The sequence below is a fragment of the Tepidimicrobium xylanilyticum genome (assembly GCF_900106765.1).
GTDB lineage: Bacteria > Bacillota > Clostridia > Tissierellales > Tepidimicrobiaceae > Tepidimicrobium > Tepidimicrobium xylanilyticum.
The window spans coordinates 62791-87963 of sequence record NZ_FNNG01000009.1; the positions used below are offsets into that span (position 1 = coordinate 62791).

Genomic DNA, 25173 nt, shown 5'->3' on the forward strand with positions numbered 1-25173 from the left:
GGTTAATTATATACTATTCATATGTCCTTTAAAGGGTTAAATATTAAAAAAATAGAACATAAAATAAAGCATTAACATATTATATATTATTGAAAATAGTTAAGGGGGTTTTCGAATGGTAAATTGGGGGAGACTTATTACAGCAATGGTTACGCCTTTTGATGAAGATTTGAACGTAAATTATGAAGAAGCTGTTCGCTTAGCAAAAAAGCTAGTTGAAGAAGGAAATACAGGATTAGTTATTACGGGAACTACAGGAGAGGCGCCTACTTTAAAATTAGAGGAGAAAGTTAAACTATATGAGGTTATCAAAGCAAATGTTAATGTTCCGATTATTGCTGGAATCGGAACCAATTCTACTGAGGATACCATTATAAACGGACAAAGAGCAATAGAAGCAGGGGTAGATGGGCTTTTAGTAGTAACACCTTATTATAATAAGCCTGATCAAAAATCATTATATGATCATTTTAAAAAGGTAGCAGAAAATTTAGATGCTCCTATTATGTTATATAACGTTCCAGGAAGAACGGGCTGCAATTTATTGCCAGAAACGGTAGAGAAGTTAGCTGCCATTGAAAATATAGTTGCGCTAAAAGAAGCCGGTGGTAATATAAATCAGATATCTGAAATAATAAGGAGAAAGCCTAAGGACTTTTTAGTCTACTCTGGGGATGACTCAATGACCCTTCCAGCTATGGCAGTAGGTGCTTATGGAGTGGTTAGCGTCTGTTCTCATATTGTGAGTAAAGAAATGAGAGAAATGATTGATGCTTTTGTATATGGAGATACAAAAAAAGCCATGGAAATACACCTCAGACTATTTAAGCTATTTGAGACCCTATTTATAGTCTCAAATCCGATACCTGTTAAGGCAGCTTTAAACTTAGTAGATATCAAAGTAGGGGGATTAAGGTTACCTTTAACTGAAGCAGATGAAAAGGTAAAAGGAATAATAAGAAGGGAATTAGAAAATCTAGGCAAGGAAATTGTACAATAAATATAAAGTCGTTTTAAATCATACTGATAGATGAAAAGGTCTTGAATTAACCGTTTGTTGGCATATTATATTGCTTAACAGACGGTTAATTAACTTAACATCGGGGTATATATGAATTGTGATTTGTGAGAATATTATATGGAAAGGATGATTAAATTGAATGGTAATATATTATTTGCCTTTGGATTAACCTTATTTGCAGGTTTATCTACGGGTATTGGTAGTACTTTAGCCTTTTATACTAAGCAGACAGATAAGAAATTCTTATCTGGCGCCTTAGGATTTTCAGCAGGAGTTATGATATATGTTTCCTTTATTGAGATATTTGTTAAAGCAAAAGAATCATTAGAATTAGTATATGGTCCAACAAAAGGATATTGGATTACTACTATAGCCTTTTTTGTTGGAATATTTATAATTGCATTGATTGATAGATTCGTTCCTAGTGAAAAGAATCCCCATGAAATGCGGGACGTTAAGGAGATGAAGGGGAATGGTATAGAAGTGGAATTTGAAAGTGAAGAATTAATGAGAATGGGGCTTTTTTCAGCTCTAGCCATTGCAATACATAATTTTCCTGAAGGATTGGCAACCTTTATAAGTGCTGCTCAAGATCCATCTTTAGGTATAAGCATAGCCATTGCCATAGCAATCCATAATATACCTGAGGGAATTGCAGTTTCCGTTCCCATTTATTTTGCAACGGGAAGTCGTAAAAAAGCATTTTCTTACTCTTTTTTATCAGGACTCTCAGAGCCCTTAGGTGCCTTGGTAGGCTATCTTATATTGATGAGAATTTTCAATGAGAAATTATTTGGATTGGTTTTTGCAGCTGTTGCAGGAATTATGGTCTATATATCCTTAGATGAACTGCTTCCAACAGCAGAAAAATATGGAGAACACCATACTGCTATCTATGGACTTATATCAGGCATGGTAGTAATGGCATTGAGCTTATTATTAGTAAATTAACAAATAAACCAGGGATTAACGAAAAAGACAGCTCAATTGCTGTCTTGCGTTAATATCTGGTTCTCAATATATTGAATACTTCTCTAGGCGTCTTATCTTTAGCTTCTACAACAGGCGCACTAGGCCTAAAGGTTGTTGTTCCCATGGAAAAATCATCTATACTCGATACTACTACAGCATCATAATTAAAGGACTGAACATTATTAACATCTTCCGGTTTGCTTATCCTTTCAACTTCATATCCTGATTTTTTAAGAAAATCGATATGTTCCTTTAAGGAATCTTCAACAACTACCCTTTTATCCATAAAATCACCTCACAAATTATTATGATCATATTTGATATTTTTATTTTTACATAGAAGAGCATGATAAAATACTCTATTATTCACTCCAATAATTAATAGATAGAATTGAAAATTTATAGGTTTTAGTTATAATATAGGGATATGGGGTATATTTTTTAATACATAGATTTTTAGGAGTGAGGTTATGGAATTAGGAAATGTATCAATACCTGTAGCTTTTGGAGCGGGCTTTTTATCTTTTTTTTCACCATGTATATTGCCGTTGATACCAGCCTATATAATGTATATGGCAGGTGTCAGTTTGGAAAGGGAACTAGAGGGAAAAAGACTTATTGCACTAACAAGGACTATAGGCTTCATAATTGGTTTTACGATTATATTCATGATAATGGGGACATCTGCCAGCTTTTTAGGAAAACTGTTCGTAAGAAATAGGGAAATATTTTCTAAGATAAGTGGAGTCTTAATAATACTTTTTGGTTTGAATATGATGGGAATTGTAAATTTTAAATTTTTGAACATGGAAAAAAAGGTGAAGGCACCCAATGAGATTTCCAATTGGTTTAGTTCTATTCTAATGGGAATGGCTTTTGCTGCTGGATGGACTCCTTGTTTTGGCCCAGTATTGGCATCTATTCTAATTTATGCTAGTGGGGCTGCTACCCTGTCAAAGGGAGTTTATTTATTATTTATATATTCCATAGGGATGGCTATACCTTTCATATTGACAGCATTATTTATCAATACATTCAGCAAGTTCCTTGAAAAAGCTGGAATGGCTCTTTTATATATTCCTAAGATTGGCGGATTGATTCTAGTTATTTTTGGTATATTAGTATTCTTCAATAAGATCATAAATATAAGCAGGCTATTATTGTGAAAAGGAGAGGTAATTGTGAATAAAAAAATTTTAGTCATATTATTGATTGTCTTAGTATTAGTTTGGGGATTATACTTTTTTACTATGGAAGATGACAAGGGAGTTGTAGAACAAAACCCACAAGAGCAGGATAATGTAGTGGACGATGTTGAAGATACTATTGGAGAATCTGCTAATGATGATATAACTGAGTTAGCCATAGACAAGTTAGCTCCTAATTTTACTCTTGAAAGCTTGCAAGGTGAAGAGGTATCCCTAGAAGATTACAGAGGAAAAATAGTGTTAATCAATTTTTGGGGTACTTGGTGTCAATACTGTGATAAGGAAATGCCAGACCTTCAAAGGTTGCATGAGGAAAACGATGATTTAATGGTGTTGGCGATAGACGTGATGGAAGAAAGGGAAAAGGTTGAAGAATATATAAAAAAGGGTGGATATGATTTCAAAGTACTATTAGACACTAAAGGGGAGGTGGCTAGAACTTATTTGGTAAGCGGATTTCCTACTTCCTACTTTGTGGATAAAGATGGTATATTATTAGGAGGGGTGTCAGGGATGATGACATATGCCCAAGTGAATCAGATACTGGAAAGCATAAGGGGAAATTAGTAAATGAAGCCATTTTTCTTTACTTATAAAAATATAAGTATAACTTGGTTTATCTTTTTTGCTATGGTTTCTGCCACTTTAGGCTATATACTGGCTAGCATTTTGGCGGTAGAATATGAAGAAGAAAAAAACAAAATACAAGATGTATACATGATTTTGCTTATAGTTGGATTTGTTGGAGCAAGGCTAGGATATGCTTTAATACATCCTAATTTATATAAGGATAATATATATTTATTATTTAAGATTTCCCATTATAATCTATCCCTTATTGGAGGCATACTGTCTAGTCTTTTAGCATTAACCTTTATATCGAAAAGATATAATATTAAGGTCGAGAAACTCTTAAACATTTTCATCATACCTTTTTATTTTTCTATGGCTTTAGGAATATGGGTAGTAAAGTTTAATAGGCTCATATTATCATTAGATCATATTAAGATTTTAGGCTTATCTTTAATGTTCCTATTAAGTGCTTTATTACAACTAATTTTAAGCAAGAGATTAAATAATAAATATATATCCATCATAATTTTGGGCATAGCTATAATTTTATATTATATAATAGTAAGGTATTAAAATGTAGAGTAGGATGAAAGCTGAATAAGCATCTATTTAGCTTTTATCTTACTTTTTATAAAGGCAGAAAATAATGTGAAAAAGATAAAAGAATGATATAATAATAAAAGATTAAGGACATGGAGTGATAAAAGTGGCAGAAAATCAAAATAAATTAGCAGGATCTGGATGTGAGGTTTTAGTTCCTACTGAGGATAGAAAACCCCTTCATGAAATAGAGCGTAGCATTATAAAAAGATATAGAAAGCATATATGGAGTAAATTTATTAAAGCTATTAAGGAATATGAATTGATCCAATCTGGAGACAGGATTGCAGTGGCTATATCTGGAGGGAAAGATAGCCTGCTTATGGCTAAGCTATTCCAAGAATTACACCGTCATGGCAATGGAAATTTTGAATTGGAATTCATTGCAATGGATCCAGGTTATCATCCAGATATTAAGCAGCTTTTGATTGATAATTGTAAGTATTTGAATATTCCAATTCATATATTTGAATCTGGAATATTTGAAATAACGAGCAGAATTGCAGAAGACTACCCATGCTACATGTGTGCCAGAATGAGAAGAGGGGCTTTATATGGCAAGGCTCAGCAATTAGGATGTAATAAACTAGCTCTTGGCCATCATTTTAACGATGTAATAGAAACTACTCTTTTAAACCTTTTATGCTCTGGTAACTTTAAAACTATGCTGCCTAAGCTTAAATCTCAGAACTATGAAGGAATAGAACTTATAAGGCCTCTTTATTTGATAGAAGAGGAATATATAAAGAGGTTTATACAGTATAGTGGCATTTGGCCCTTAAACTGTGCTTGTATGGTAGCTGCCAAAAAAATAGGAAGCAAGCGGGAGGAAATAAAGGAATTAATAGAAAAATTAAAGGAAAGCTTTATAAATGTTGACTTATCAATATTTAGAGCAGCTCAAAATGTCAATATGGATAGTATATTAGGCTGGGAAAAGGATGGGAAGAAATATTCTTTTTTAGACTTCTACCATGAATAAAAGTGGGGAAACCCCACTTTTTCTATGGCTCGAAAGGTTCAGTTATTTCAATATGTCCCATCAGTGTTTCAGCTTTTTGACCATCTACTAAGAATTGAACCCTATCGACGCTACCCAATTCAACTAATGAATTGACTATTTGATCTATGGTAAAATCCTCTTGCAAAGAACCACCATAAAGACCTTCACTAGAAAAATTTACAAAGGCAGTTCCATCAGCCACTTCAACGCCTAATAGTTTCACATTTGAAGGTATGACTGTGCTCAATTCCTCCGATTCTGGTCCCTTCATTAATTCCTTTACTATCATCTCTTCTAAGGAAATATCTCCATATTGGATTACTCTCTTTTCTGGAATAAGCTTTTCTAAACTTTCATCTCCAGTTTCTATATATTCTTTATTTGCAAAGTATAGGGTTACTTCCATTTCATCGGTATTAGGAGTAGGTTCTATAATTTCATCTTCTTCTACTTCAATAGGCTCTTCTTTTGATATGTCATTTTCATTAGAAGGAGCGTTAGACTTGTTACATGCAGATAGACTAAAAACCATAATTGCTAATAAAAATATAGCTACAAATCTTTTCATAATATCACTTCCTTTTCAATTATAATTATTAATTATATTATAAATAAAAGTTTTTAAGAGATAATGAAGAAATGTTAAGAAATTATTAAGAAAATGAAAATAAATTCTAAACTAGTGAAGGGGAATGACGATTGTAAAAAGACTACCTAATTTTGGGGTGCTTTTTACAACTATTTCCCAATTATGCTTGTCAATTATATTTTTTACTAAGGCAAGCCCAATGCCATAACCTTCTATATTATATCCATTTTGGGAGTTGTCCTCTAATATTCTAAAGCCACTTTGGAATATATTGGGTAAGCTTTTCCTGTCAATTCCAATTCCATTGTCTTCAATAGTTATTAGAATCTTGTCCTGTAATTTTATTCCAGTAATTGAAACGAAAGAATCCTCTTTTGCTTCATCCCTATATTTTATGGCGTTATCTAATAAATTCAATAATGCTTCTTTTAGCCGGTCTTTATCACATTTAACTATAGTTTCCTCTATGCTATGAAAGATTACTTTTACTTTATTTTTCTCTGCATAAGGGAGTATTGGCTTTATGGTAGAGGATAATATTTGTCCTAAATTCTCTTCTTTAACATTTAAGACCATATCCTCTAGCTTTATGGATTTCATAAGATTGTTTACCAAACCTTCCATCCTCTCTGCTTCCTTATACACATCATCAAGATATTCTTTATAGATTTCCAAGCTATTTTCACCTATAGAGAGGGACTCAATTAAAACCTTAATAGAAGTAAGGGGAGTTTTTAATTCATGGGAAATGGTGTTTATAAAATTTTTTCTGCTTTTTTCAATATTGCTTAGCCTATTGCTCATACGATTAAAGACTTCGATTAATCTTCCCATTTCTCCCTTATATTCATTTTTAACGGTGTATCCTAAATCTCCTGAAAAAATCTTTTCTACTCCATAGGATAGCTCCTTTAAGGGTTTGGTCATATTGTTTGTAGCAATAATTGTTAAAATTAATGATAGGGCTAATGCTGAAGCAGAGATTTTAATCATATTTCTTTTTAATCCTTCTATATCCTTATGTATTGAATCCAGAGAAGCAGAAATAAGGACAGCACCTACAATCCTATCTTCATCAATATTTTTAGAAATGATAGGCACTGAAATCTGCAATATCTCCCTTCCATTTAATGAATATAATCCTGATTTAGATTGGCCTTGTAAACTACTTCTCACCTCTTCATTATTGATGGTTTTACCTAGATAGGTATTCAAATTATCAATTAATACTTCCCTGTCCGAATTTAATACCAGTATTCTAGAACTAGCTTGTTTTCCGTAGCTTTTAACCATTATCCTTGCAGAAACTATATTTTCCATATATCTCTTATAGGTATCTGCTACAATATTGGCAGTTTGAAATAAACTGATTTCTATATTTTTTATCTGAGTATTCTTATAGTTATTCAGTACCAATATACTAAATGATGTAAAAGCTAGGATGATTATTAAACTATATATAACTAGCATTTTATATCTTATTGAAATAGTAACCAACCCCCCATTTAGTCTTGATCAATTTTGGGTTCTTAACATCCTTTTCAATCTTTTCCCTAATATTTTTAATATGGACATCTATGGTCCTTACATCTAAAGGATCCTCTTCCCATATATATTTAAATATTTCTTCTCTAGTAAAAACTCTTCCCGGATTTTTTGCTAATAGGTAGAGTATTTCAAATTCCTTTTGTGTAAGGTCTTTTTCCTCTTCTTCTACAAAAACTTTTCTCTCATCATAATTTATCATTAAGGATCCTATAGACAGAATGGATTTTTTCTTTTCACTATCTAATCTTCTAGTAATGGCTTTAATGCGGGCTAATAATTCTAAAACATTAAAAGGTTTTGTCATGTAATCATCAGCACCAAATTCAAAACCAAGTATTTTATCGTAATCTCCATCCTTTGCCGTAAGCATAAGAATAGGCACATTATATTTTTCCCTAATTTTTTTGCAGAGTATCATTCCATCTATATCAGGCAGCATTAAATCTAAAATAATGAAATCGATATTTTCACTTTCTATAATCTGAAAGGCCTCTTCTCCATTATAAGCAACGAATACCTTATAGTCTTGTTGTTCTAAACTATGTTTTAATCCTTTTACTATCAGTTTTTCATCATCAACTACTAGAATATTCATAAGTTCACCTTCCTAATAGCAAACATGATTCCATTTTATTATACCATTTGGACAGCTCCATTCCTAAAGAAATATATTCTATGGACCCGATATTCAATAAAAATGTTTGTAAAGTCCCTTTAGAGTGATATAATTAATACAGGAAAAAGAGGGGATGATATGAACACAAGGACTTTATCATTAGTAAAATCAATTGTAAAACTATTTATTGGCTATTTTGTTTGTGCTACAGGAATAGTAATGACAATAAATGCAAATTTAGGTTTAGCTCCTTGGGATGTTTTCCATCAAGGGCTATCCAATGTATTGGGAATCACCATTGGGAGAGCCCATATTTTAGCTGGATTAACCATCTTAATAATCAGTAGCATATTTAAGGAAAAGGTAGGTTGGGGTACTGTCTTTAATATGTTATTTATAGGTATATTTGTAGATTTTTTGATGCTTCATCATCTAATTCCTACCTTTAAAAGTTTCGTATTAAGTTTCATAATGATGCTTTTAGGGATGTTGGTGTTAGGTTTTGGGTGTTATTTGTATATTAGTGTAGGATGGGGCTCAGGGCCTAGGGATGGTTTGATGATAGCCTTAGTTAAGAAAACCAAAAAATCTGTAAGGTTTATAAAAAACTTTCAGGAAATCATAGCGGTCATAATTGGATATTTACTTGGGGGTAGCGTAGGTATTGGAACTGTAGTTATGGCTATAACTGGAGGATATTTCATGCAATTTGCTTTTAAAGTTACTAAATTTGATGTCAATACTATTCAACATAGATTTATTGATGACGATATTAAGTTAATAAAGGAAATGTTAGTTGGGCATAGGAAATGTGATGAAAAAAATAGATAAACCTTAGGTGAAGGAGTTGATAATAATGAAGCTTATAGCAAAGGGCAAAACCAAAGATCTATATGAATTGGAAGATGGTAACTACCTATTAAAGTTCAAGGACGATTTAACTGGAGAAGATGGTGTATTCGATCCAGGGGCTAATAAGGTAGGATTAACCATTGAAGGGGCAGGTAGGTCAGGCCTTAAATTAACTAAATACTTCTTTGAAATATTGAAGAATAAGGGAATCCCTACCCATTATATTGATTCAAACATTGAAGAAGCCACTATGACCGTAAAGCCAGCCAAGGTATTTGGAAATGGGCTAGAAGTAATCTGCCGTTATAGGGCTGTTGGAAGTTTTATACGTCGCTATGGTATGTATGCTAAAGAAGGTCAGCCTTTAGATGCTTATGTTGAAATTACTCTTAAAGATGATGAAAGGAATGATCCCTTGATTACAGAGGATGCACTACATATGCTGGGAATATTGACCCGGGATGAGTATAGAATATTAAAAGAATTGACCATTAAGATTAGCAATGTCATTAAAGAAGAATTGGCAAAAAAGGCAATAGAACTATACGATATTAAACTAGAATTTGGGAGGATTGATAATAACCAAATTGCATTAATAGATGAGATCTCTGGTGGTAATATGAGAGCCTACAAAGATGGCAAATATATTGAACCTTTAGAGTTGGAAAAGTTAATATTAGAAGATTAATATAAGTATAAGTTTAAAATAGGAATTTTTTGTATTAATTAGTTTACTATTTATCATATATATCGTATATTTATATATGAGACTATTATAGATAGGAGGATGGTAAATATGAAAAAAGGATCAATTATAACATTATTTTTGATATTTGCTATAATGTTAACTGGATGTACTAACAATGAGCTAGCTTTTATTAAGGCTTTTAATAAGACCCAGGAGATTAATTCTGCGGAAAGCAAGTCAGTATTTAAGTTTACTCTAAAAGGAGAGGGATTTTCACCAGAAGATGAGCAAATAGTACAGCAAGTTACTAGTTTGCTAAATAATACAGAAGTAAGTATAACGCAAAAAATAAAACAAAATGATGATAAAACTTCAGCTAAGGCATATGCAGATATGAAATTAAACTTTGGAGGCATGGAAATGCCAATGTCAGTATGGGTTGACGTTGATATGGCAGGAGATAAGCCTAAGTTGATTGAGATTATAAAAATGCCACCTATGTTAATGGCAGGAATGTCCCCAGAAGCTATGGACAAGGAATATATAGTGTATGATATTGATAAACTAATAGCTAAAGATGGAGAGAAAGTTAACTATAGCAAATTGATAAAGTTTAGTAAGGATATGCAGTCAAAGTTGGACAATTTCTTTAAGGATTATCTAAAAACTTTCAAGCCAAAAGTTGAAGTTGTGAAATATAGAGGTGAAAGAACAATAGACGGAAATAAGCTATCTATCTATGAATTAAAACTAGATGACAAATCCTTTAAAGATTTTATGAGGTATACAATAAACTACAGTTTAGAAAATAAAGAAGTTTTAAAATTTATGAAAGGATATATGGATGTAGTAATGAGTATGGTAGAAAACTCAAGTGAAGAGAATGAACTTATGCAAGAACAAATAGATATGGAATTGGATAACTTAGAAAGAAGGCTTCCAGAAATAAAAGGTAAATTTAATGAGTTCATGGATAAGATTGATGATATTAGTATAATAGGAGATAAGGGTATAGTTATAGAATATGGAGTTAATAATGATGGATATATAGTTTATGAAGCTGGCAATATAGACTTTAGAATAGACTTAGGGGCTATTGGAAATGTTTCTAAAGCTAACACAGATTCAGTTAAAGGTGTGCTAAACATTGGAGTTGAGTTTAATTCAAAGATCTTTAATATAAATGAAAATATAACAATTGATATGCCTAAGGTAGATGAAAATAATTCTATTTACTTTAATGACATGATAGACAAGTCAGTGGAAAATATAGTTGTAGAGCCAGTTGCAAATTAATAATAGAAACAATGAATTTATTATAAATGGCATGACTTTTGATTAATTAAAGGTCATGCCATTTATTATACATTTTATGGTAAAATTAATAAAAATCAATTTAGAGGGGTTGAATAGTTGACAATAAACGGTAGACCTATTATAACTATAAGGAATTTAGAAAAATCTTTTGGTACTAAAAAGGTTTTAAAGGGGATAGATCTAGACATATATCCTGGCCAAATTATAGGATATATAGGACCAAACGGTGCTGGGAAGAGTACAACGGTGAAAATAATGTTAGGGTTAATCGGAAATTATACTGGAGAGGTGGAGATTTTAGGGGAGAATATATCCAGCGGGAACGTGGAGTATAAGAGAAAAATAGGCTATGTCCCAGAAACTTCAGAAGTTTACGATAATCTAACCGGAAGGGAATATTTAACTTTCATAGGTGAATTATATGGCATGGCTTACGATGAGGCTGATGAGAAAGCCAAAAAGCTTATGGAACTATTTGGCTTAAAACAGGTATACGATTCGCGAATATCCTCTTATTCAAAAGGGATGAGGCAAAAAGTGTTGATAATCTCCAGCTTATTAAATAACCCAGAAATATTATTTTTAGACGAGCCTTTAAGTGGTATGGATGCTAATAGCGTAATGATATTTAAGGAAATATTGTCGGAATTAAAAGCTCAAGGAACAACCATATTCTATTCATCCCATATAATGGAAGTAGTTGAGAAAATAAGCAGTAGAATTGTGTTGATAAACGATGGTCTGATAGTTGCAGATGGGACTTTTGAAGAATTGAGGGAAGAGTCCATGGAGGGATCCTTAGAGGGAATTTTCAACCAGCTAACAGGTTTTAAGGGGCATGAGAAGATAGCAAAAGAATTTGCTTCAATAGTGCAAGGGGTAGATTATTATGAAAGAGTTTAGGATATTGAAGTTATTGGATAGTTTTCAGATGGTCTTTGAGAAGTTCGGAATAGATTATCCTATTATGAGAAGAATCTTGCAGGTAAAGTTGACTTTAGATGGGAGAAGGATTCCTACAGCTATGCTGGACTCCTCAAAGGGAAAAGAGAAGGATAGTAGCTTTTTAAGGACCTATGGTTATACTTTATTTTTGAAATTATTTTAACTCCTTTAGTTGTACTTGGAGATAATTATCTATTCCAGATGGGTTTAATTTTTGGAGTGGTAATGTTCGTGATGACCCTTACTTTAGTATCGGATTTTTCATCGGTACTATTAGATTTAAAGGACAAGGATATAATCCTTTCAAAGCCTGTGACTGGTAAAACATTGAGTGCAGCTAAAACATTACATATAATGATTTATATGCTTTACATGACCATTGCATTTATAGCTCCAAGCCTTATAGCAGGATTGATCAGACAGGGCTTATTGTTCTTCATAGTATTTTTTATTGGAATAATATTAATGGATATTTTCATAGTAGTAATTACTGCATTATTATATTTATTAATTGTGAAATTTTTCGATGGAGAAAAGTTGAGGGATATAATCAACTATTTTCAAATAGCATTGGTTATAGTCATGTCTGTAGGGTACCAAGTATTAGGCAGATTGTTCAATATTAGTGAATTTTATGGTATAGAATATACCCATAAAGTATGGCATTATATAATACCACCTGTTTGGTTTGGTGGCCCTTTTGAGTTAGTGTTAAAGGGGAATAGGGAAACTTACATAATAATTTTCACAGCTTTATCTATCCTAGTGCCAATAATATCGATGATTATCTATAACAAGTTTACCTCTGCCTTTGAATATAATTTGCAAAAGTTGAATGAAACTAGCCAAAATTATAAATCTAAAACCAAGGGTTTTAACTACCTGCTATCAAGGCTGGTTTGTAGAAATAAAGAAGAGGCAGCTTTCTTCAGATCTGCTACAAATATGATGAAAAAGGAAAGAAATTTTAAATTAAGGGTTTATCCTTCTTTGGGGTTTTCTCTAGTCTTTCCATTCATATTTTTATTAACTTCTTTAAAAGAATGGAGATTAGAGGGAACAGCACCTATTAAAGTATATTTTAGCATATATTTTATAGGCTTTATGATTCCTAGGATTATAAGTACAATAGGTTTTTCAGGCAATTATAAAGGAGCCTAGATTTATAAAGTTATTCCTTTAAATAAAACAGACGCTATATTTAAGGGGACGATGAAAGCTGCCATCGTTAACCTAGTACTTCCCATATATATCTTTGTAAGCATTATATTTATGATTCTTTTTAAAGGGAAGATATTAATGGATTTAATAGTTTTATTATTGGTACTACTATTATTTACGGTAGTATGCTTTAAAATCCTAACTAAACGGTTGCCTTTTTCAATGCCCTTTGAAGAGGCAGGTAAAGGAGAAGCTATAGTATCCATAATTTTATTAATAATATTATTTGTGTTCATAGGAGTCCATTTTATTGTCGCTACTATAAAACATGGTTTATTAATATATATGCTGACATTAATTGTAATAAATATATTGGTATGGAAAAGGGAATTTAAAGTGGATTTAGATTCTTCCAATTGAAGTGAATGAAGCCATTGAGTGATATATAGATAATGGCTAACCTTTACAATAATATTTATTTTGATATAATATATATTAGAAAAACCTGTTTAAGCCATATCCAATGGTCTTTTAATATATTTTTGTCTTGTTGTTTTCTAATCCATATTCTTTTTAGTGATTCACTAAGTTAAGCAAAATTGTAAATTATTACAATTGAATACTAATATATAATATACCTTTTTTCCGAAGGTATATTATATTGTGCAAAGAATTATTTTATAAGGAGATGATATAGATGAAAGTGGGTGTATTTTGGAGAAAATTCAGAAATGTTGAACAACAAAGGAGAATTACACCCGATAAAATTTACGATGATGCCTATGAGGAGGCTTACCATCACTATTCTGCCCTAAAATCTGCTGGTTATGATGTCTGTCTTATAGAATGGAAAAAGGACCCCAGAAAAACGCTGGAAGATATAAAAAGGCAAAAAGTTGATATTATATTTAATGCATCTAGTTTGAAAGAAATTGCCTTTTTGGAAACCTTTGGAATTCCTTATGTAGGGTCAGGAATAGACCTTGTACCTTTGAATAAAGCTCAAAGGAAGGAAATTGTAGCTTATAATAAACTTCCTACCCCAAAGTTTACCATTGTAGATGATGCAGACAATATTCCTGATATAGATTTAAACTATCCTCTTTTTGTAAAACCCATAGAGGGAAGGGGAAGTGCAGGGATTAGCGATGAAAATATCATATATGAGCCAGAGCAATTGCCTAAGGTTGTTAGAAAGATTACAGATAAAATTGGGCAAAAGGCATTAATTGAAGAATTTATTGAGGGTAGGGAAGTAACCGTTGGAATCATAGGCTATAGAAATCCAAAAGTATTGCCTATTGTAGAGATAGAATACAATTCTACTAAAACCAATACCTTCGAGCATAAGATGTATGATAAAGAGATCATACATTGTCCTGCCAATATCAGAAAAGAAGAGGAAAAACGCATCAAAAATGTAGCTTTGAAGGTATATAAAATATTAAATGCTAAGGATTATTCTAGAATAGATATGATACTGGGGAAAGATGGTATACCATATTTCCTAGAAATAAATACCTTTGCAGGCCTTACTATGGACTCCCAAAAAGATGAGGAAGGAAATATGAAGGTACATCATGGGTATATGGGCTATGCTGCAAAGGCTGCTGGAATGACATCAGATAAGTTCATAGGCATCATTTTAGAAAGCGCAATTGAAAGATATGGATTAAGAGATGAGGATTCAAAAAAATTAACCTCCTAATTATTCCAACAGTAGTTTAATTTCTACTGTTGGAATTTTTTTTTAGAGAGCATGTTAATCATGGTTTGAAATATTTTTCAATAGAATACATTATTATGTTAAATAGATAAAGCGTGAAGTTTCATTAGGGTAAGACTATTTAGTCTTTGTTTGCTTCATATCTTATTTGTAGTATAGAAGGATAAATTTTAGGATGGTGTTTTGAGAAACCTCTATAGAGAGTTTTGAAAATCTGCCAGATGAGCCTATAAAAGTATAGTAATCATTGAGTTACTATAGCAAAGGTTCTAAAAGCTATTCTGATAAAAAAATATAGTCTTTGTAGAAATTTTTAATCTAATTAATTTATCTTTAAATTATAAGATTCAATATTGTTATTTAACATATGTTAATGGAGTTCACTTTTCTATATTATCATATATAGACTGAATAAAATTCCAAGTCTCTAAAAAAACATTAATTTTTCTGGTAGGAGCTTTTTTTAACTCATAAATATATTGCTTCAACTTAGGATATTTATTTAGAATAGTTAGTATTTCATAATCTTGAATAGTATAATACTTTTCATTTTGATCTTCTTGTTTTTTATCAAAGCATTGATTACTAGATTCGCCCAGTAAATATGACATACTTGTATTTAAATTTTCTGCAATTATCTGTAATGTTTGTAGAGATGGATTGGTTCTACCATTTTCAATATCGCTAATATAGGAATGAGAAAGATTGCACATTTGTCCAAATTGTCGTAAACTATATCCATTTTTTTTTCTTAATAATCTAATTTTTGTGCCCAAACTATCCATTTTTAAAATCACCTTTTCTAATTTCGGTATTAACGTACATATATATAATAATACCCTATATGTATTTAAATAATACATAATGAAATATATAATATATGTACGTTTATAGTCTACAAAAACACTAAGAAAAAAAGAGTAAATAGAAGAAATAAATAGATAAAGTTAAAAAAATGTACTACATATACCTACAAGTTTGTTGCAGTGTGTAAACTAAATACGTACAATAATTCACAAGGGGGAGTATAAATGGGAAAAATAGAATTTGGACATATCATAAAGAAATATAGGCTCAAAAAAGGAATTACTATTAGAGAGCTAGCGGAGCTTACCAATATCTCTACTGGGTTTATTGGTGATATAGAAACTAATAGAAGTAGACCTTCTTATGAAAATCTTGTAAAACTGATTCAAGTTTTAGACATATCATTGGAAGATATTTTTAATTTACAGCAAATCGAAAAATAATTGCAATATTTCAATTAATCAACGTTATTTAAAGGGTTACATAATAATATCTAGACTTTGTATAATTAAGACCTAGGCAGTATTACAATTTATAAAATATCTATCAATCAAATTTTTTATTGCACCAATCCTTCCAGTAACTTGCAATTTTTTTAAAATATTCTATTAAAGGAAAAAGTGTAAGAACAAGCATATTTAAGGGGAATTCATTATTGGGCATATAATATTTGGAGTTTCTATTTGAGTTATTATATGACATTACAATTAGTATCTCTTTTCATTTCCCATTTCTCAAATTAGGATTCGTACCATTATTGATGACGGGCTTTATCTCAAAGTATGCAATATCTGTTCGAAATATTTTGAATTTACACCTTTTTATGAGCTTACTAAAGTAGATTTAAAAGGTGTTTTACTAAAGATATTAGTGTTACGGGCTTTTCTTAACTTATATTGCAGAGGACATAGAAAATATCGGAGTTATGCCCTTTTGTATTTTTCAAATTGATGGTTTTTGGTTCATTAACAATTTTTCCAATGTCAATTTGAGATAGGTTTAATTTTAATCTAGTTTATTGTAATGGGGTAAAACACATTTTGCTTTGAGAAAAAATTATGTTTGCAGAGGTTGGAATTCTCATTAATTATATTCCCCCATATATACTGCATAGCTCTTGCTCTTTAATTTAAATATAATCTACCTTTTACTTTATAGGACAAGAGCTATGTTGTGCTTTGGATCCTTCCAATATATTTATCAGTATTTGCTTTAATTTTTGATTCTCTACTAAAGGTCTAAAGCACTTAGTATTATTTTTTAGAATTAAAATAGGAGGTATTGTTCATGAAGAGATTTTTATTATTATTGGTAATTGCAACATTACTCTGTTCAACTTTGGCTGGTTGTGGTAACAAGGATGTGGATAGTGAAGTTGGCAGCCAGGAGGTGGCAGATGAATTAGATGAAGCAAAAGAAAATGAGCCTGTAGTATATAGGATAGCTGGTGGTAAAACTGTTACCCTAAATCCTCACATTTATCAAACAACTGCAGAATCTGATACAATGTCTTTAATTTTTGGTAATTTACTGGAAATGATTTATGATGAGGAGACTGAAAATTACAAAATTATTGGTAACCATGCGGTGGATCTTCCTACGAGAAATGAAGATGGGACGGTGTGGACTTTTAAGCTGAAAGAAGGTTTGAAATGGGAGGATGGTACACCTCTTAATGCACGAGATTATGAATATTCATACAAAATGTTATTGGATCCTAAACTTAAGAATTCCAGAGGTCCTCAAGTATTTGATGCAGACATAGTCGTAGTAAATGCTAAAAAATATTGGGATGGAGAATGTGAATGGGAAGATGTAGGAATAAAAGCGTTAGATGATTATACACTTGAAATCACGTTGGAATTTCCAGCTCCTGAAATAGATTTCTACTTGGCATTTACGGGTGGTGGAGCCTCTTCTCCAGTACAAGAAAAGATATATGAAGCGGGAATGAATGAGGATAGAACAGAAACCAATTATGGTACTTCGAAGGAAACCACACCTTCTTCTGGTGCATATAAACTTGAAGAGTGGATAAGGGATCAAGTTAAAGTATATGTAAAAAATGAGTATTCACCAATAAAAGACATATATACAGTAGATAGAATTGAATCTAGGGTTGTAGAAGATGCGAATACGAGGGTTCAATTATTTGAAAATAATGACATAGATACAGTCGTTTTATCTGGAGCAAACTACGATAAATATGCAGAGGATCCAAGGTTGGTATTTTCAAAATCAACAACTGTTTGGTCCATGTTCATCAATATGGCATCAGAAGATAAACCCTTCTTAAGAGATGTTAATTTTAGAAAAGCTCTCTTTTATGCAATGGATAGGAAAACTATAGCAGAAGACATTTTTAAAACTGCTAAGCCTGCTCCATATGTAGTTTCTAGTTTTAAAATTGCCGTTCCATCAAAGGGGTTGACTTATCGTGAAACTGAAGCAGCAAAAAGTGTATTGCCACAAAATGATGGATACGATTTAGAATTGGCGAAAGAGTACTTTGATAAAGCTTATGAGGCCTATGGAAAGAAGATGGAAGTTGAAATCCAATATTTTGATAACAGTGAAAATATGAAACGTGTTGCAGAGCTATTAGAACAAGATTATGAAAACCTATTTGGAGCTGATAGGATAGACATACAATTAAGAGCAGTACCCTGGAATAATGCATATGACAATATGGAAGAAGGGAAATATGATCTTGGATTTGGCGGATGGGCAGGAGGAGTATTTAATCCTTGGTCTAGTATGGAAGTGTATACTCAGGGCTTCACAAGCAAAATAGATCAATTTAAAAGTGATGAATTTGATGAACTGTATATGAGAACTGTAAAAGGCGATTTGATATTTAAAGAGCAGGAAAGAATAGAAGCTTTGGCAAAAATGGAGAAAATTTTGCTTGATGAAGTACCTTTTGTGCCTATGTATGAGCCAGAATCGGCTAATATGTTCCATGACAGAATAGAGTTAATTACAAAAGGAAAATATTTTCCTGGAGTAGGCTTTGCTTCATTACAATCCCACTTTGCGCCATTAGAATAGAGGCCAAGTACCAAGTATTTATAACGGCTTTTGCCGTTATAAATACTTGGATTGCAAAATAATAGTTATCGAAAGGAGCATGGAGAATGGCCAGATATATAGCTCAAAGACTTGTTTTGATGGTTATAACATTATTTGTAATTGTTTCCGTTTCATTTTTTGTACTTCATTCTATGCCTGGAAGTTTCATTAATGATCCAAGGATGCCGAAAGAAGTTAAAAAAGCTATTGAAGATAAATACCATTTAAATGAACCACTTATAGTTCAATATGGTTATTTTTTAAAGGATTTTGTGCGATTGGATTTTGGAATATCCATAGCTTTACAACCTAAAGTAAATGTAAATAAAATCTTGGCAACCAAGATACCAGTGTCAATGCAAGTAAATATATTTTCACTAATACTTAGTATACCCGTTGGAATTATATTGGGGATTTGGGCTGCTCTTAAGAAAAACAAGATTCCAGACCATGTTATATCTATATTGATAATAGCATTTATATCCATACCATCCTTTGTATTTGCATCTTTACTACAGTATTTTATTGCATTTAAATTGGGATGGTTTCCTATAGTGGTAACAACAGAACAGACTTTGACATGGAGTAAGTTTGTGTCTATGGTTTTACCTATATTGGCTTTGTCTTTTGGTTCTATTGCAGGCATTGCAAGATATACTAGGGCTGAATTGTGTGAAGCATTAAATTCTGAATATATGCTTTTAGCTAAATCTAAAGGTTTAACACAAGTACAAGCTACTACAAGACATGCCATGAGAAATTCTTTTATTCCTTTGGCTAATATTATAATACCAATGTTTACAGGAATTATGGGAGGATCATTAGTAATTGAAAAAATATTTAGTATTCCCGGGATGGGCAGCGTAATGGTGGAAGCAATTAATGCAAAAGATTACCCTGTAGCTATGGGAGTACTTTTTTGGTATTCCTTAGTAGGGTTATTGACAATTTTAATTGTAGATTTATCTTACGGAATTATAGATCCTCGTATTCGTATAGGAGGTAGAAAATAATGAAGACTAAATCTGAAAATAAATTTGAGTTTATCCATCTTGATGCTGAAGTATTAAGGGATGAAAAATTTGAAGGAGAAGCCATAGGCTTTTTTAAAGATGCGATGCTTAGGTTCAGGAAAAACAGGGCATCGGTAGCTGCATTTATAATTATATTGATTATAGTAGTAATGTCCATTTTTGGTCCCATGATCAATGAATACGATTATAAACAACAAAATATTCAACTTGCTTTAATGCCAGCTAGAATTCCGGTCATTGAAAAATTAGGCATTTTTGATGGCGTTAAAACTATCAATGTCAGGAAAGAAAGTATAGAGGAAAAATATAAGGATTCATTGGTGGAAATTGTAGAAGAGTATAAAGTTAGGGATGTAGATATGGCAACTATAAAAGTTGATATGTATAAGTACAAAGGGGTAAAAGATAAGTATTTTTGGTTTGGAACGGATTCTTTAGGCAGAGATCAGTGGACAAGACTTTGGAGAGGTTCTAGAATATCTTTAATCATAGCTGTACTGTCAATGTCTGTAAATATAGTTGTAGGTGTAATATATGGAGCTATATCGGGATATTATGGTGGAGTTGTAGATTTAATAATGCAAAGAATTATAGAGGTAATTGGCGGGATTCCATTGATGGTTATTGTAATTTTATTTGTATTATACTATGGTCCAGGAATTATACCCATTGCTATTGCTCTATGCCTTACTGGCTGGATAGGCATGAGCCGAATGATAAGGGCTCAGTTTTATAAATATAAGGGAATGGAGTATGTATTAGCTTCTAGGACTTTGGGAGCAACGGATAGGGTTCTTATTTTTAGGCACATATTGCCAAACGCTGTTGGAATTATTATAACCATGAGTGCTTTAGCAATACCTAGTGCCATATTTTCAGAATCATTTCTAGCTTATATAGGATTGGGGCTTCAAGCGCCGGAACCATCTATAGGGGTATTGTTATCTGAAGGACAACAGGTATTACTAGAACATCCACATTTGACCATATTTCCTGCATTTTTAATTTCAATTCTCATGATTTCATTTAATTTATTAGGGAATGGTCTAAGAGATGCATTTGACCCAACTTTGAGAGGACAAGAGTAGGAGGCGAAGACGAAGATGAAAAATGGAGAATGTATATTAGAGGTCAAAGATTTATACTTAACTTTTAATACATATGCAGGAAAGGTTCATGCGGCTAGAGGAGTTAATTTCAGTCTTAACAAGGGTGAAACTTTAGCGATAGTTGGCGAATCGGGTTCGGGTAAATCTGTTACTGCAAGAGCTATAATGGGTTTGCTACCCAAAAATGCTAATATAGATAAAGGGGAAATAATCTACAAGGGAAGGGATTTAATAAAGTTAAGCGATAGGGAAATGACGGATATTAGAGGTTCGGATATTGCGATGATATTTCAGGATCCAATGTCATCTTTAGATCCAGTTATGAAGATAGGAAGACAGATTACTGAAGCATTAAGGATAAAGCAAAAAGTACCTGCGGCTGAAGCAAAGAAGAAAGCATTAAGGCTAATGGAGGCAGTGGGAATAGATAACGTTGAAAGAAGATATAATCAATATCCATTTCAGTTTTCAGGGGGAATGAGGCAGCGGATTGTAATAGCTACAGCTCTTGCTTGTGATCCAGAAATATTGATATGTGATGAGCCTACTACAGCACTGGATGTTACAGTACAGGCAAAAATTCTTGAATTAATAAAGGAAATACAAAAAGAACGTAATCTATCGGTAATATTTATTACACATGATTTAGGAGTAGTAGCTAATATGGCAGATAGAGTTGCTGTCATGTATGCAGGGAAAATTATTGAGTATGGTACTGTAGATGAAATATTTAAGGATCCTAGACATCCTTATACTATGGCTTTACTTTCTGCAATGCCAGATTTAGAAACGGATTCATCTACTGAATTATATGCAATACCTGGAGCACCGCCAAATTTACTCCATCCGCCAAAAGGGGATGCATTTGCTCCAAGAAATAGATTTGCTATGAGAATAGATTTAGAAGAAGAACCTCCTATGTTTAAGGTATCGGATACTCATTATGCGGCTACATGGTTGCTTCATGAAGAAGCACCTACTATTGATTTTGATACTTTTAAGCAGAAAACATTGGAAAAAAGAAGGAAATTCAAAGAGAAAGAAAAGAATAATGAAGAGAGTCAGAAACCAATATTAGAAGTTAGAAATTTAAAACAATATTTTACCTCTGGGTTTGGTAGAAGAAAATTAGTTGTAAAAGCTGTTGACGATATTAGTTTTGATATATATAAAGGTGAAATATTTGGGCTGGTTGGAGAATCGGGGTGTGGCAAAACTACAACGGGAAGGTCAATAATTGGATTATATGAGCCTACAGAAGGTGAAATATATTTTAATGGTGAGCTTATATCAAGAGGGCAAAAACATAAAGGATCTAGGAAGTTTACTAGGGAAATCTCAATGATATTCCAGGACCCAATAGCATCTTTAAATCCTAGAATGACGGTTAAAGAAATAATCGGAGAAGGCTTAAAAATAAGCAAATTATACCATGAAGATGAAATAATGGAAAGGGTTTATAAAATGCTTGAAATTGTTGGCTTAAGTAAGGAACATGCAAATCGTTATCCTCATGAGTTTTCCGGGGGGCAGAGGCAAAGAATAGGCATTGCTAGAGCTTTAATAGTGAATCCAAAATTGGTAATTGCAGATGAACCAATATCAGCCTTAGATGTTTCTATACAAGCTCAAGTTCTCAATTTGTTGAATGAACTAAAAAATGAATTTGATCTTACTTTATTGTTTATAGCCCATGATCTTTCGGTAGTTAAGTATTTTTCTGATAGGATAGGAGTTATGTATAATGGTAAATTGGTAGAAATAGCTGATGCAGATGAGCTATACCGAAATCCTTTACATCCATATACTAAATCATTATTATCGGCTATTCCTATTCCCAATCCCGATTATGAAAGAACTAGAAAACATATTCATTATGATCCATCAATACATGATTATAGTGAAGAAGAACCTAAAATGGTAGAAGTAAAACAAGGACATTTTGTATATGGTTCGGCATCTGAAATTAAAGAATATACAAAAAGTTTAGAGATTTATTCTTAATTGTCAATATTATAACGCATCAAAATTTTTGAAAGATAAGCTGTCTTAAATATTTAAGACAGCTTATCTTTTAGCATTACGTGGCAACAGTTTTAGCTAGCATTATTGATTTTTACAAATTGAATATTTACACCTTAAACTTATGCATTTGCTTGTTTAATTCAATTGAAAGTTCATTTAATTTTTCAGCACTTTTTGCAACTTCCTCGGATGCAAATGATTGTTGTTCCATAGAAGCTGTTACTTGTTCAGAGGCTGCGGCTGTTTCTTGAGAGATTGCTGCAATGTTTTCAATAGACATAACTATTTTATTTTTGTCATCATTTAAAATGTCTATAGAATTGCTTACACTTTTTATTTTAGTAGAAATATTTTCAATAGATTCATAAATTTTATCAAATGCTAATTTAACGTTTGAAACTGCATTAGCTTGTTCTTGTGATACTGTTATGACTTCACCCATTATGTTAACGGTATTATTACTTTCAATCTGTAGCATTTCCACTATTTCTTCTATCTTATTGGCTGCATTTTTAGATTCTTCAGCAAGCTTTCTAATTTCGTTTGCTACTACAGAAAATCCCTTACCAGCATCGCCTGCTCTTGCTGCTTCTATAGATGCATTTAAAGCAAGCAAGTTAGTTTGTTCTGCAATTGAAGATATGGTTTCCAATATTACGCTTATATTATTCGACTTAGTATTCAGTTCCTGAATAGCATTCTCTATTTTTAGCATTGACTCATTATTTAAATTAGTTTTATTAATGAGATCTTCAACTGCTAAATATCCAGTTTTATTTGCATCATTTGCTTTATTTGCATCTTGGTACATTGAATTACTATCAGCTTTTAATTTTTCAAAATTTTTATCTAGAGAAGCTACAATAATAGAAGCTTCTTCTGTGTCGTGAGCTTGATTTTCAGCCCCACGAGCTATTTCTTCGATAGTTTTGGAAATTTCATTAGAGGAAGCAGCAGTTTCTTCTGAAGTGGCAGCTAAATGGTCAGATTCAGTGGATATTTGCTTACTAACCTTCATTGTGTCTGTTAATAGGTTTTTTATGTTTTCAACCATAGTATTGAAGCTTTTCGAGAGAACTCCAATTTCATCCTGAGAATTAATGTATGAATTTATGGTTAAATCTCCGCTAGCAAGAAGTTCTGCATTATTTTTTAATTTAACTATTTTTTTAGTTAAATTATTTGCATATAATACAATACCTGTACTAACAACTATCAAACTGGCTAAAAGAATTAAAACTGTATTTTTTAATAAAGAGTTTAGTCGGGAGTATAATTCATTTTGTGATATTGTAAGGCCAATAATCCACTTTGTTAGTGGTATTTGTGAATAATATAGAATGTATTCTCCTTCTTCATCTGTGTAGGTCAAGTTGCCGTATTGTGTTTCCAGAATTTTTCTGCCATTCATTGCAAGACTTTTATTAGATTCGTTTAAAATATTATCTTTCATTATTTTATCCGGATCTTTATGTGAGATATATAATCCATCTTCATTAAGTAGAAAGGCCCAGCCACTTTGTCCAATTTTAGTTTCATTAATTAAATTTTGTATACTATTTAAATCAATATCTGCTGAAACTACTCCTGCTACTTTTCCAGAACTATCAAAGAATGGTATACAAGTGGAAATCATTGTGACATCTGAACCCTCATCATAGTATGGATCAGTCCATGTAGAAACTTCTTCAGTGTTTTTAGCATTAATATACCAATCATATCCAAAATAATCATACTCCTCATTACTATATTGCATAGTTAATGATACTTGTCCATTATCTTTATAAGCATAAGGACCAAAGTACTTTTGTTCAGGATCGAATCTGTAAGGTTCGAACCATATTCCACAGCCAAACGTATCTTCATTAGTAGTTACGAATTTTTGAATAATTGAAACATACGTTGTCTCATCAGCGGTGGCAATAGACGATTCAATAGCTTTTGCTAGGGATGAAGCTAACTGTTCGTGTTTTAGCAATCTTTTCTCAATATTTTCTGTAATATATTGCATTTGAAAATTCATTTTTTCTGCAATTTCGTTATTAATTATTGATTTCGAATATGAATAGCTTATTATTGATATAGCAATCATCCCTAACATTGCTAAAGGTAAAATAATACTTAATAACGCAGTTCTTATACTTTTGAATTTGAACATATACATACCTCCCTCCCCATATAAGGAATGATTATTAGCTTGCTGTAAAACTCTATAATGTAAATATTATTAAGACTTTACATTTTAATTGTGTGGATTTTCCTGTTTATTCATATAGAGTATTAAAGTTCATATAGGTGAAAGTAAAA

25 protein-coding genes are annotated in these 25173 nt (G+C 31.9%); 19 read left to right on the forward strand and 6 right to left on the reverse strand.

What is annotated here, in order from left to right; all coding sequences use genetic code 11:
- Positions 1-115 precede the first annotated feature (115 nt).
- Entirely contained in the window at positions 116-1000 is an 885-nt protein-coding gene (dapA, locus tag BLV68_RS10190; RefSeq protein ID WP_093753472.1) for a 4-hydroxy-tetrahydrodipicolinate synthase, read from the forward strand.
- Between the two features lie 138 nt (positions 1001-1138).
- Positions 1139-1972 (forward strand): zinc transporter ZupT, encoded by an 834-nt coding sequence (gene zupT, locus BLV68_RS10195; protein ID WP_234949882.1) that lies wholly within the window; start codon positions 1139-1141, stop codon positions 1970-1972.
- Between the two features lie 49 nt (positions 1973-2021).
- On the opposite strand, the gene BLV68_RS10200 is transcribed toward zupT, so the two are convergent.
- Positions 2022-2279, reverse strand: coding sequence for a YkuS family protein (locus tag BLV68_RS10200; RefSeq protein ID WP_093753474.1), 258 nt, complete (start codon positions 2277-2279; stop codon positions 2022-2024).
- A gap of 184 nt (positions 2280-2463) precedes the next feature.
- On the opposite strand from BLV68_RS10200, the gene BLV68_RS10205 reads away from it, so the two are divergent.
- The 4 genes from BLV68_RS10205 (at position 2464) to BLV68_RS10220 (ending at position 5356) form a co-directional block, all read left to right on the forward strand.
- Complete coding sequence (locus BLV68_RS10205) at positions 2464-3159, forward strand: cytochrome c biogenesis CcdA family protein (protein WP_093753476.1); 696 nt, start codon at positions 2464-2466, stop codon at positions 3157-3159.
- Between the two features lie 15 nt (positions 3160-3174).
- Entirely contained in the window at positions 3175-3768 is a 594-nt protein-coding gene (locus tag BLV68_RS10210; RefSeq protein ID WP_200773750.1) for a TlpA family protein disulfide reductase, read from the forward strand.
- Between the two features lie 3 nt (positions 3769-3771).
- On the forward strand, positions 3772-4347 hold the full coding sequence (locus BLV68_RS10215; RefSeq protein WP_093753478.1) for a prolipoprotein diacylglyceryl transferase family protein: 576 nt from the start codon (positions 3772-3774) through the stop codon (positions 4345-4347).
- A 133-nt stretch (positions 4348-4480) separates the two neighbouring features.
- A complete protein-coding gene (locus BLV68_RS10220; RefSeq protein WP_093753480.1) occupies positions 4481-5356 on the forward strand; it encodes a tRNA 2-thiocytidine biosynthesis TtcA family protein in 876 nt (291 codons plus the stop codon).
- Positions 5357-5378: 22 nt separating this feature from the next.
- Here the strand turns inward: BLV68_RS10220 and BLV68_RS10225 are convergent, their stop codons facing one another.
- The 3 genes from BLV68_RS10225 to BLV68_RS10235 form a co-directional block, all read right to left on the reverse strand.
- On the reverse strand, positions 5379-5945 hold the full coding sequence (locus tag BLV68_RS10225; RefSeq protein WP_093753482.1) for a GerMN domain-containing protein: 567 nt from the start codon (positions 5943-5945) through the stop codon (positions 5379-5381).
- Between the two features lie 111 nt (positions 5946-6056).
- Positions 6057-7463: a sensor histidine kinase gene (locus tag BLV68_RS10230; protein WP_093753484.1), complete on the reverse strand. Its 1407-nt coding sequence runs from the start codon at positions 7461-7463 to the stop codon at positions 6057-6059.
- Positions 7438-8109 carry a response regulator transcription factor gene (locus tag BLV68_RS10235; RefSeq protein ID WP_093753486.1) on the reverse strand — a complete coding sequence of 224 codons (672 nt, stop codon included), beginning with the start codon at positions 8107-8109 and terminating at the stop codon, positions 7438-7440. The genes BLV68_RS10230 and BLV68_RS10235 overlap by 26 nt, the downstream gene beginning before the upstream one ends.
- Before the next feature lie 159 nt (positions 8110-8268).
- Here BLV68_RS10235 and BLV68_RS10240 point away from each other — a divergent pair, with 159 nt between their 5' ends.
- The 8 genes from BLV68_RS10240 to BLV68_RS10265 all read left to right on the forward strand — a co-directional run bounded on the left by BLV68_RS10240 (position 8269) and on the right by BLV68_RS10265 (position 14801).
- Positions 8269-8961 (forward strand): YczE/YyaS/YitT family protein, encoded by a 693-nt coding sequence (locus tag BLV68_RS10240; protein ID WP_093753488.1) that lies wholly within the window; start codon positions 8269-8271, stop codon positions 8959-8961.
- 25 nt (positions 8962-8986) lie between these two features.
- Entirely contained in the window at positions 8987-9670 is a 684-nt protein-coding gene (locus BLV68_RS10245; RefSeq protein ID WP_093753490.1) for a phosphoribosylaminoimidazolesuccinocarboxamide synthase, read from the forward strand.
- Between the two features lie 108 nt (positions 9671-9778).
- The gene (locus BLV68_RS10250) at positions 9779-10966 is read left to right on the forward strand and encodes a hypothetical protein (RefSeq protein WP_093753492.1); all 1188 of its coding nucleotides are present in this window, start codon (positions 9779-9781) and stop codon (positions 10964-10966) included.
- A gap of 117 nt (positions 10967-11083) precedes the next feature.
- The gene (locus BLV68_RS10255; protein WP_093753494.1) at positions 11084-11890 is read left to right on the forward strand and encodes an ABC transporter ATP-binding protein; all 807 of its coding nucleotides are present in this window, start codon (positions 11084-11086) and stop codon (positions 11888-11890) included.
- Positions 11877-12095 carry a hypothetical protein gene (locus BLV68_RS15825; RefSeq protein WP_200773751.1) on the forward strand — a complete coding sequence of 73 codons (219 nt, stop codon included), beginning with the start codon at positions 11877-11879 and terminating at the stop codon, positions 12093-12095. The genes BLV68_RS10255 and BLV68_RS15825 overlap by 14 nt, the downstream gene beginning before the upstream one ends.
- Before the next feature lie 62 nt (positions 12096-12157).
- The gene (locus tag BLV68_RS15830) at positions 12158-13093 is read left to right on the forward strand and encodes a hypothetical protein (protein WP_200773752.1); all 936 of its coding nucleotides are present in this window, start codon (positions 12158-12160) and stop codon (positions 13091-13093) included.
- Between the two features lie 138 nt (positions 13094-13231).
- On the forward strand, positions 13232-13513 hold the full coding sequence (locus BLV68_RS15835) for a hypothetical protein (RefSeq protein WP_200773753.1): 282 nt from the start codon (positions 13232-13234) through the stop codon (positions 13511-13513).
- A gap of 277 nt (positions 13514-13790) precedes the next feature.
- Positions 13791-14801: a D-alanine--D-alanine ligase family protein gene (locus BLV68_RS10265; protein WP_093753496.1), complete on the forward strand. Its 1011-nt coding sequence runs from the start codon at positions 13791-13793 to the stop codon at positions 14799-14801.
- Between the two features lie 398 nt (positions 14802-15199).
- Here the strand turns inward: BLV68_RS10265 and BLV68_RS10270 are convergent, their stop codons facing one another.
- On the reverse strand, positions 15200-15604 hold the full coding sequence (locus tag BLV68_RS10270) for a helix-turn-helix domain-containing protein (RefSeq protein ID WP_159428677.1): 405 nt from the start codon (positions 15602-15604) through the stop codon (positions 15200-15202).
- Positions 15605-15850: 246 nt separating this feature from the next.
- Here BLV68_RS10270 and BLV68_RS10275 point away from each other — a divergent pair, with 246 nt between their 5' ends.
- From BLV68_RS10275 to BLV68_RS16200, 5 genes are all read left to right on the forward strand, one after another.
- Positions 15851-16069 carry a helix-turn-helix domain-containing protein gene (locus BLV68_RS10275; protein ID WP_093753500.1) on the forward strand — a complete coding sequence of 73 codons (219 nt, stop codon included), beginning with the start codon at positions 15851-15853 and terminating at the stop codon, positions 16067-16069.
- A gap of 844 nt (positions 16070-16913) precedes the next feature.
- The gene (locus BLV68_RS10280) at positions 16914-18677 is read left to right on the forward strand and encodes a peptide ABC transporter substrate-binding protein (RefSeq protein ID WP_093753503.1); all 1764 of its coding nucleotides are present in this window, start codon (positions 16914-16916) and stop codon (positions 18675-18677) included.
- An 86-nt stretch (positions 18678-18763) separates the two neighbouring features.
- Positions 18764-19711, forward strand: coding sequence for an ABC transporter permease (locus BLV68_RS10285; protein ID WP_093753505.1), 948 nt, complete (start codon positions 18764-18766; stop codon positions 19709-19711).
- The gene (locus BLV68_RS10290) at positions 19711-20820 is read left to right on the forward strand and encodes an ABC transporter permease (RefSeq protein ID WP_093753507.1); all 1110 of its coding nucleotides are present in this window, start codon (positions 19711-19713) and stop codon (positions 20818-20820) included. Before BLV68_RS10285 ends, BLV68_RS10290 begins: the two co-directional genes overlap by 1 nt.
- Positions 20821-20835: 15 nt before the next feature.
- Positions 20836-22845: an ABC transporter ATP-binding protein gene (locus BLV68_RS16200; protein WP_093753509.1), complete on the forward strand. Its 2010-nt coding sequence runs from the start codon at positions 20836-20838 to the stop codon at positions 22843-22845.
- 127 nt (positions 22846-22972) lie between these two features.
- Here BLV68_RS16200 and BLV68_RS10300 read toward each other — a convergent pair whose 3' ends face one another.
- A complete protein-coding gene (locus BLV68_RS10300; RefSeq protein WP_159428678.1) occupies positions 22973-25024 on the reverse strand; it encodes a methyl-accepting chemotaxis protein in 2052 nt (683 codons plus the stop codon).
- Positions 25025-25173: the final 149 nt, after the last annotated feature.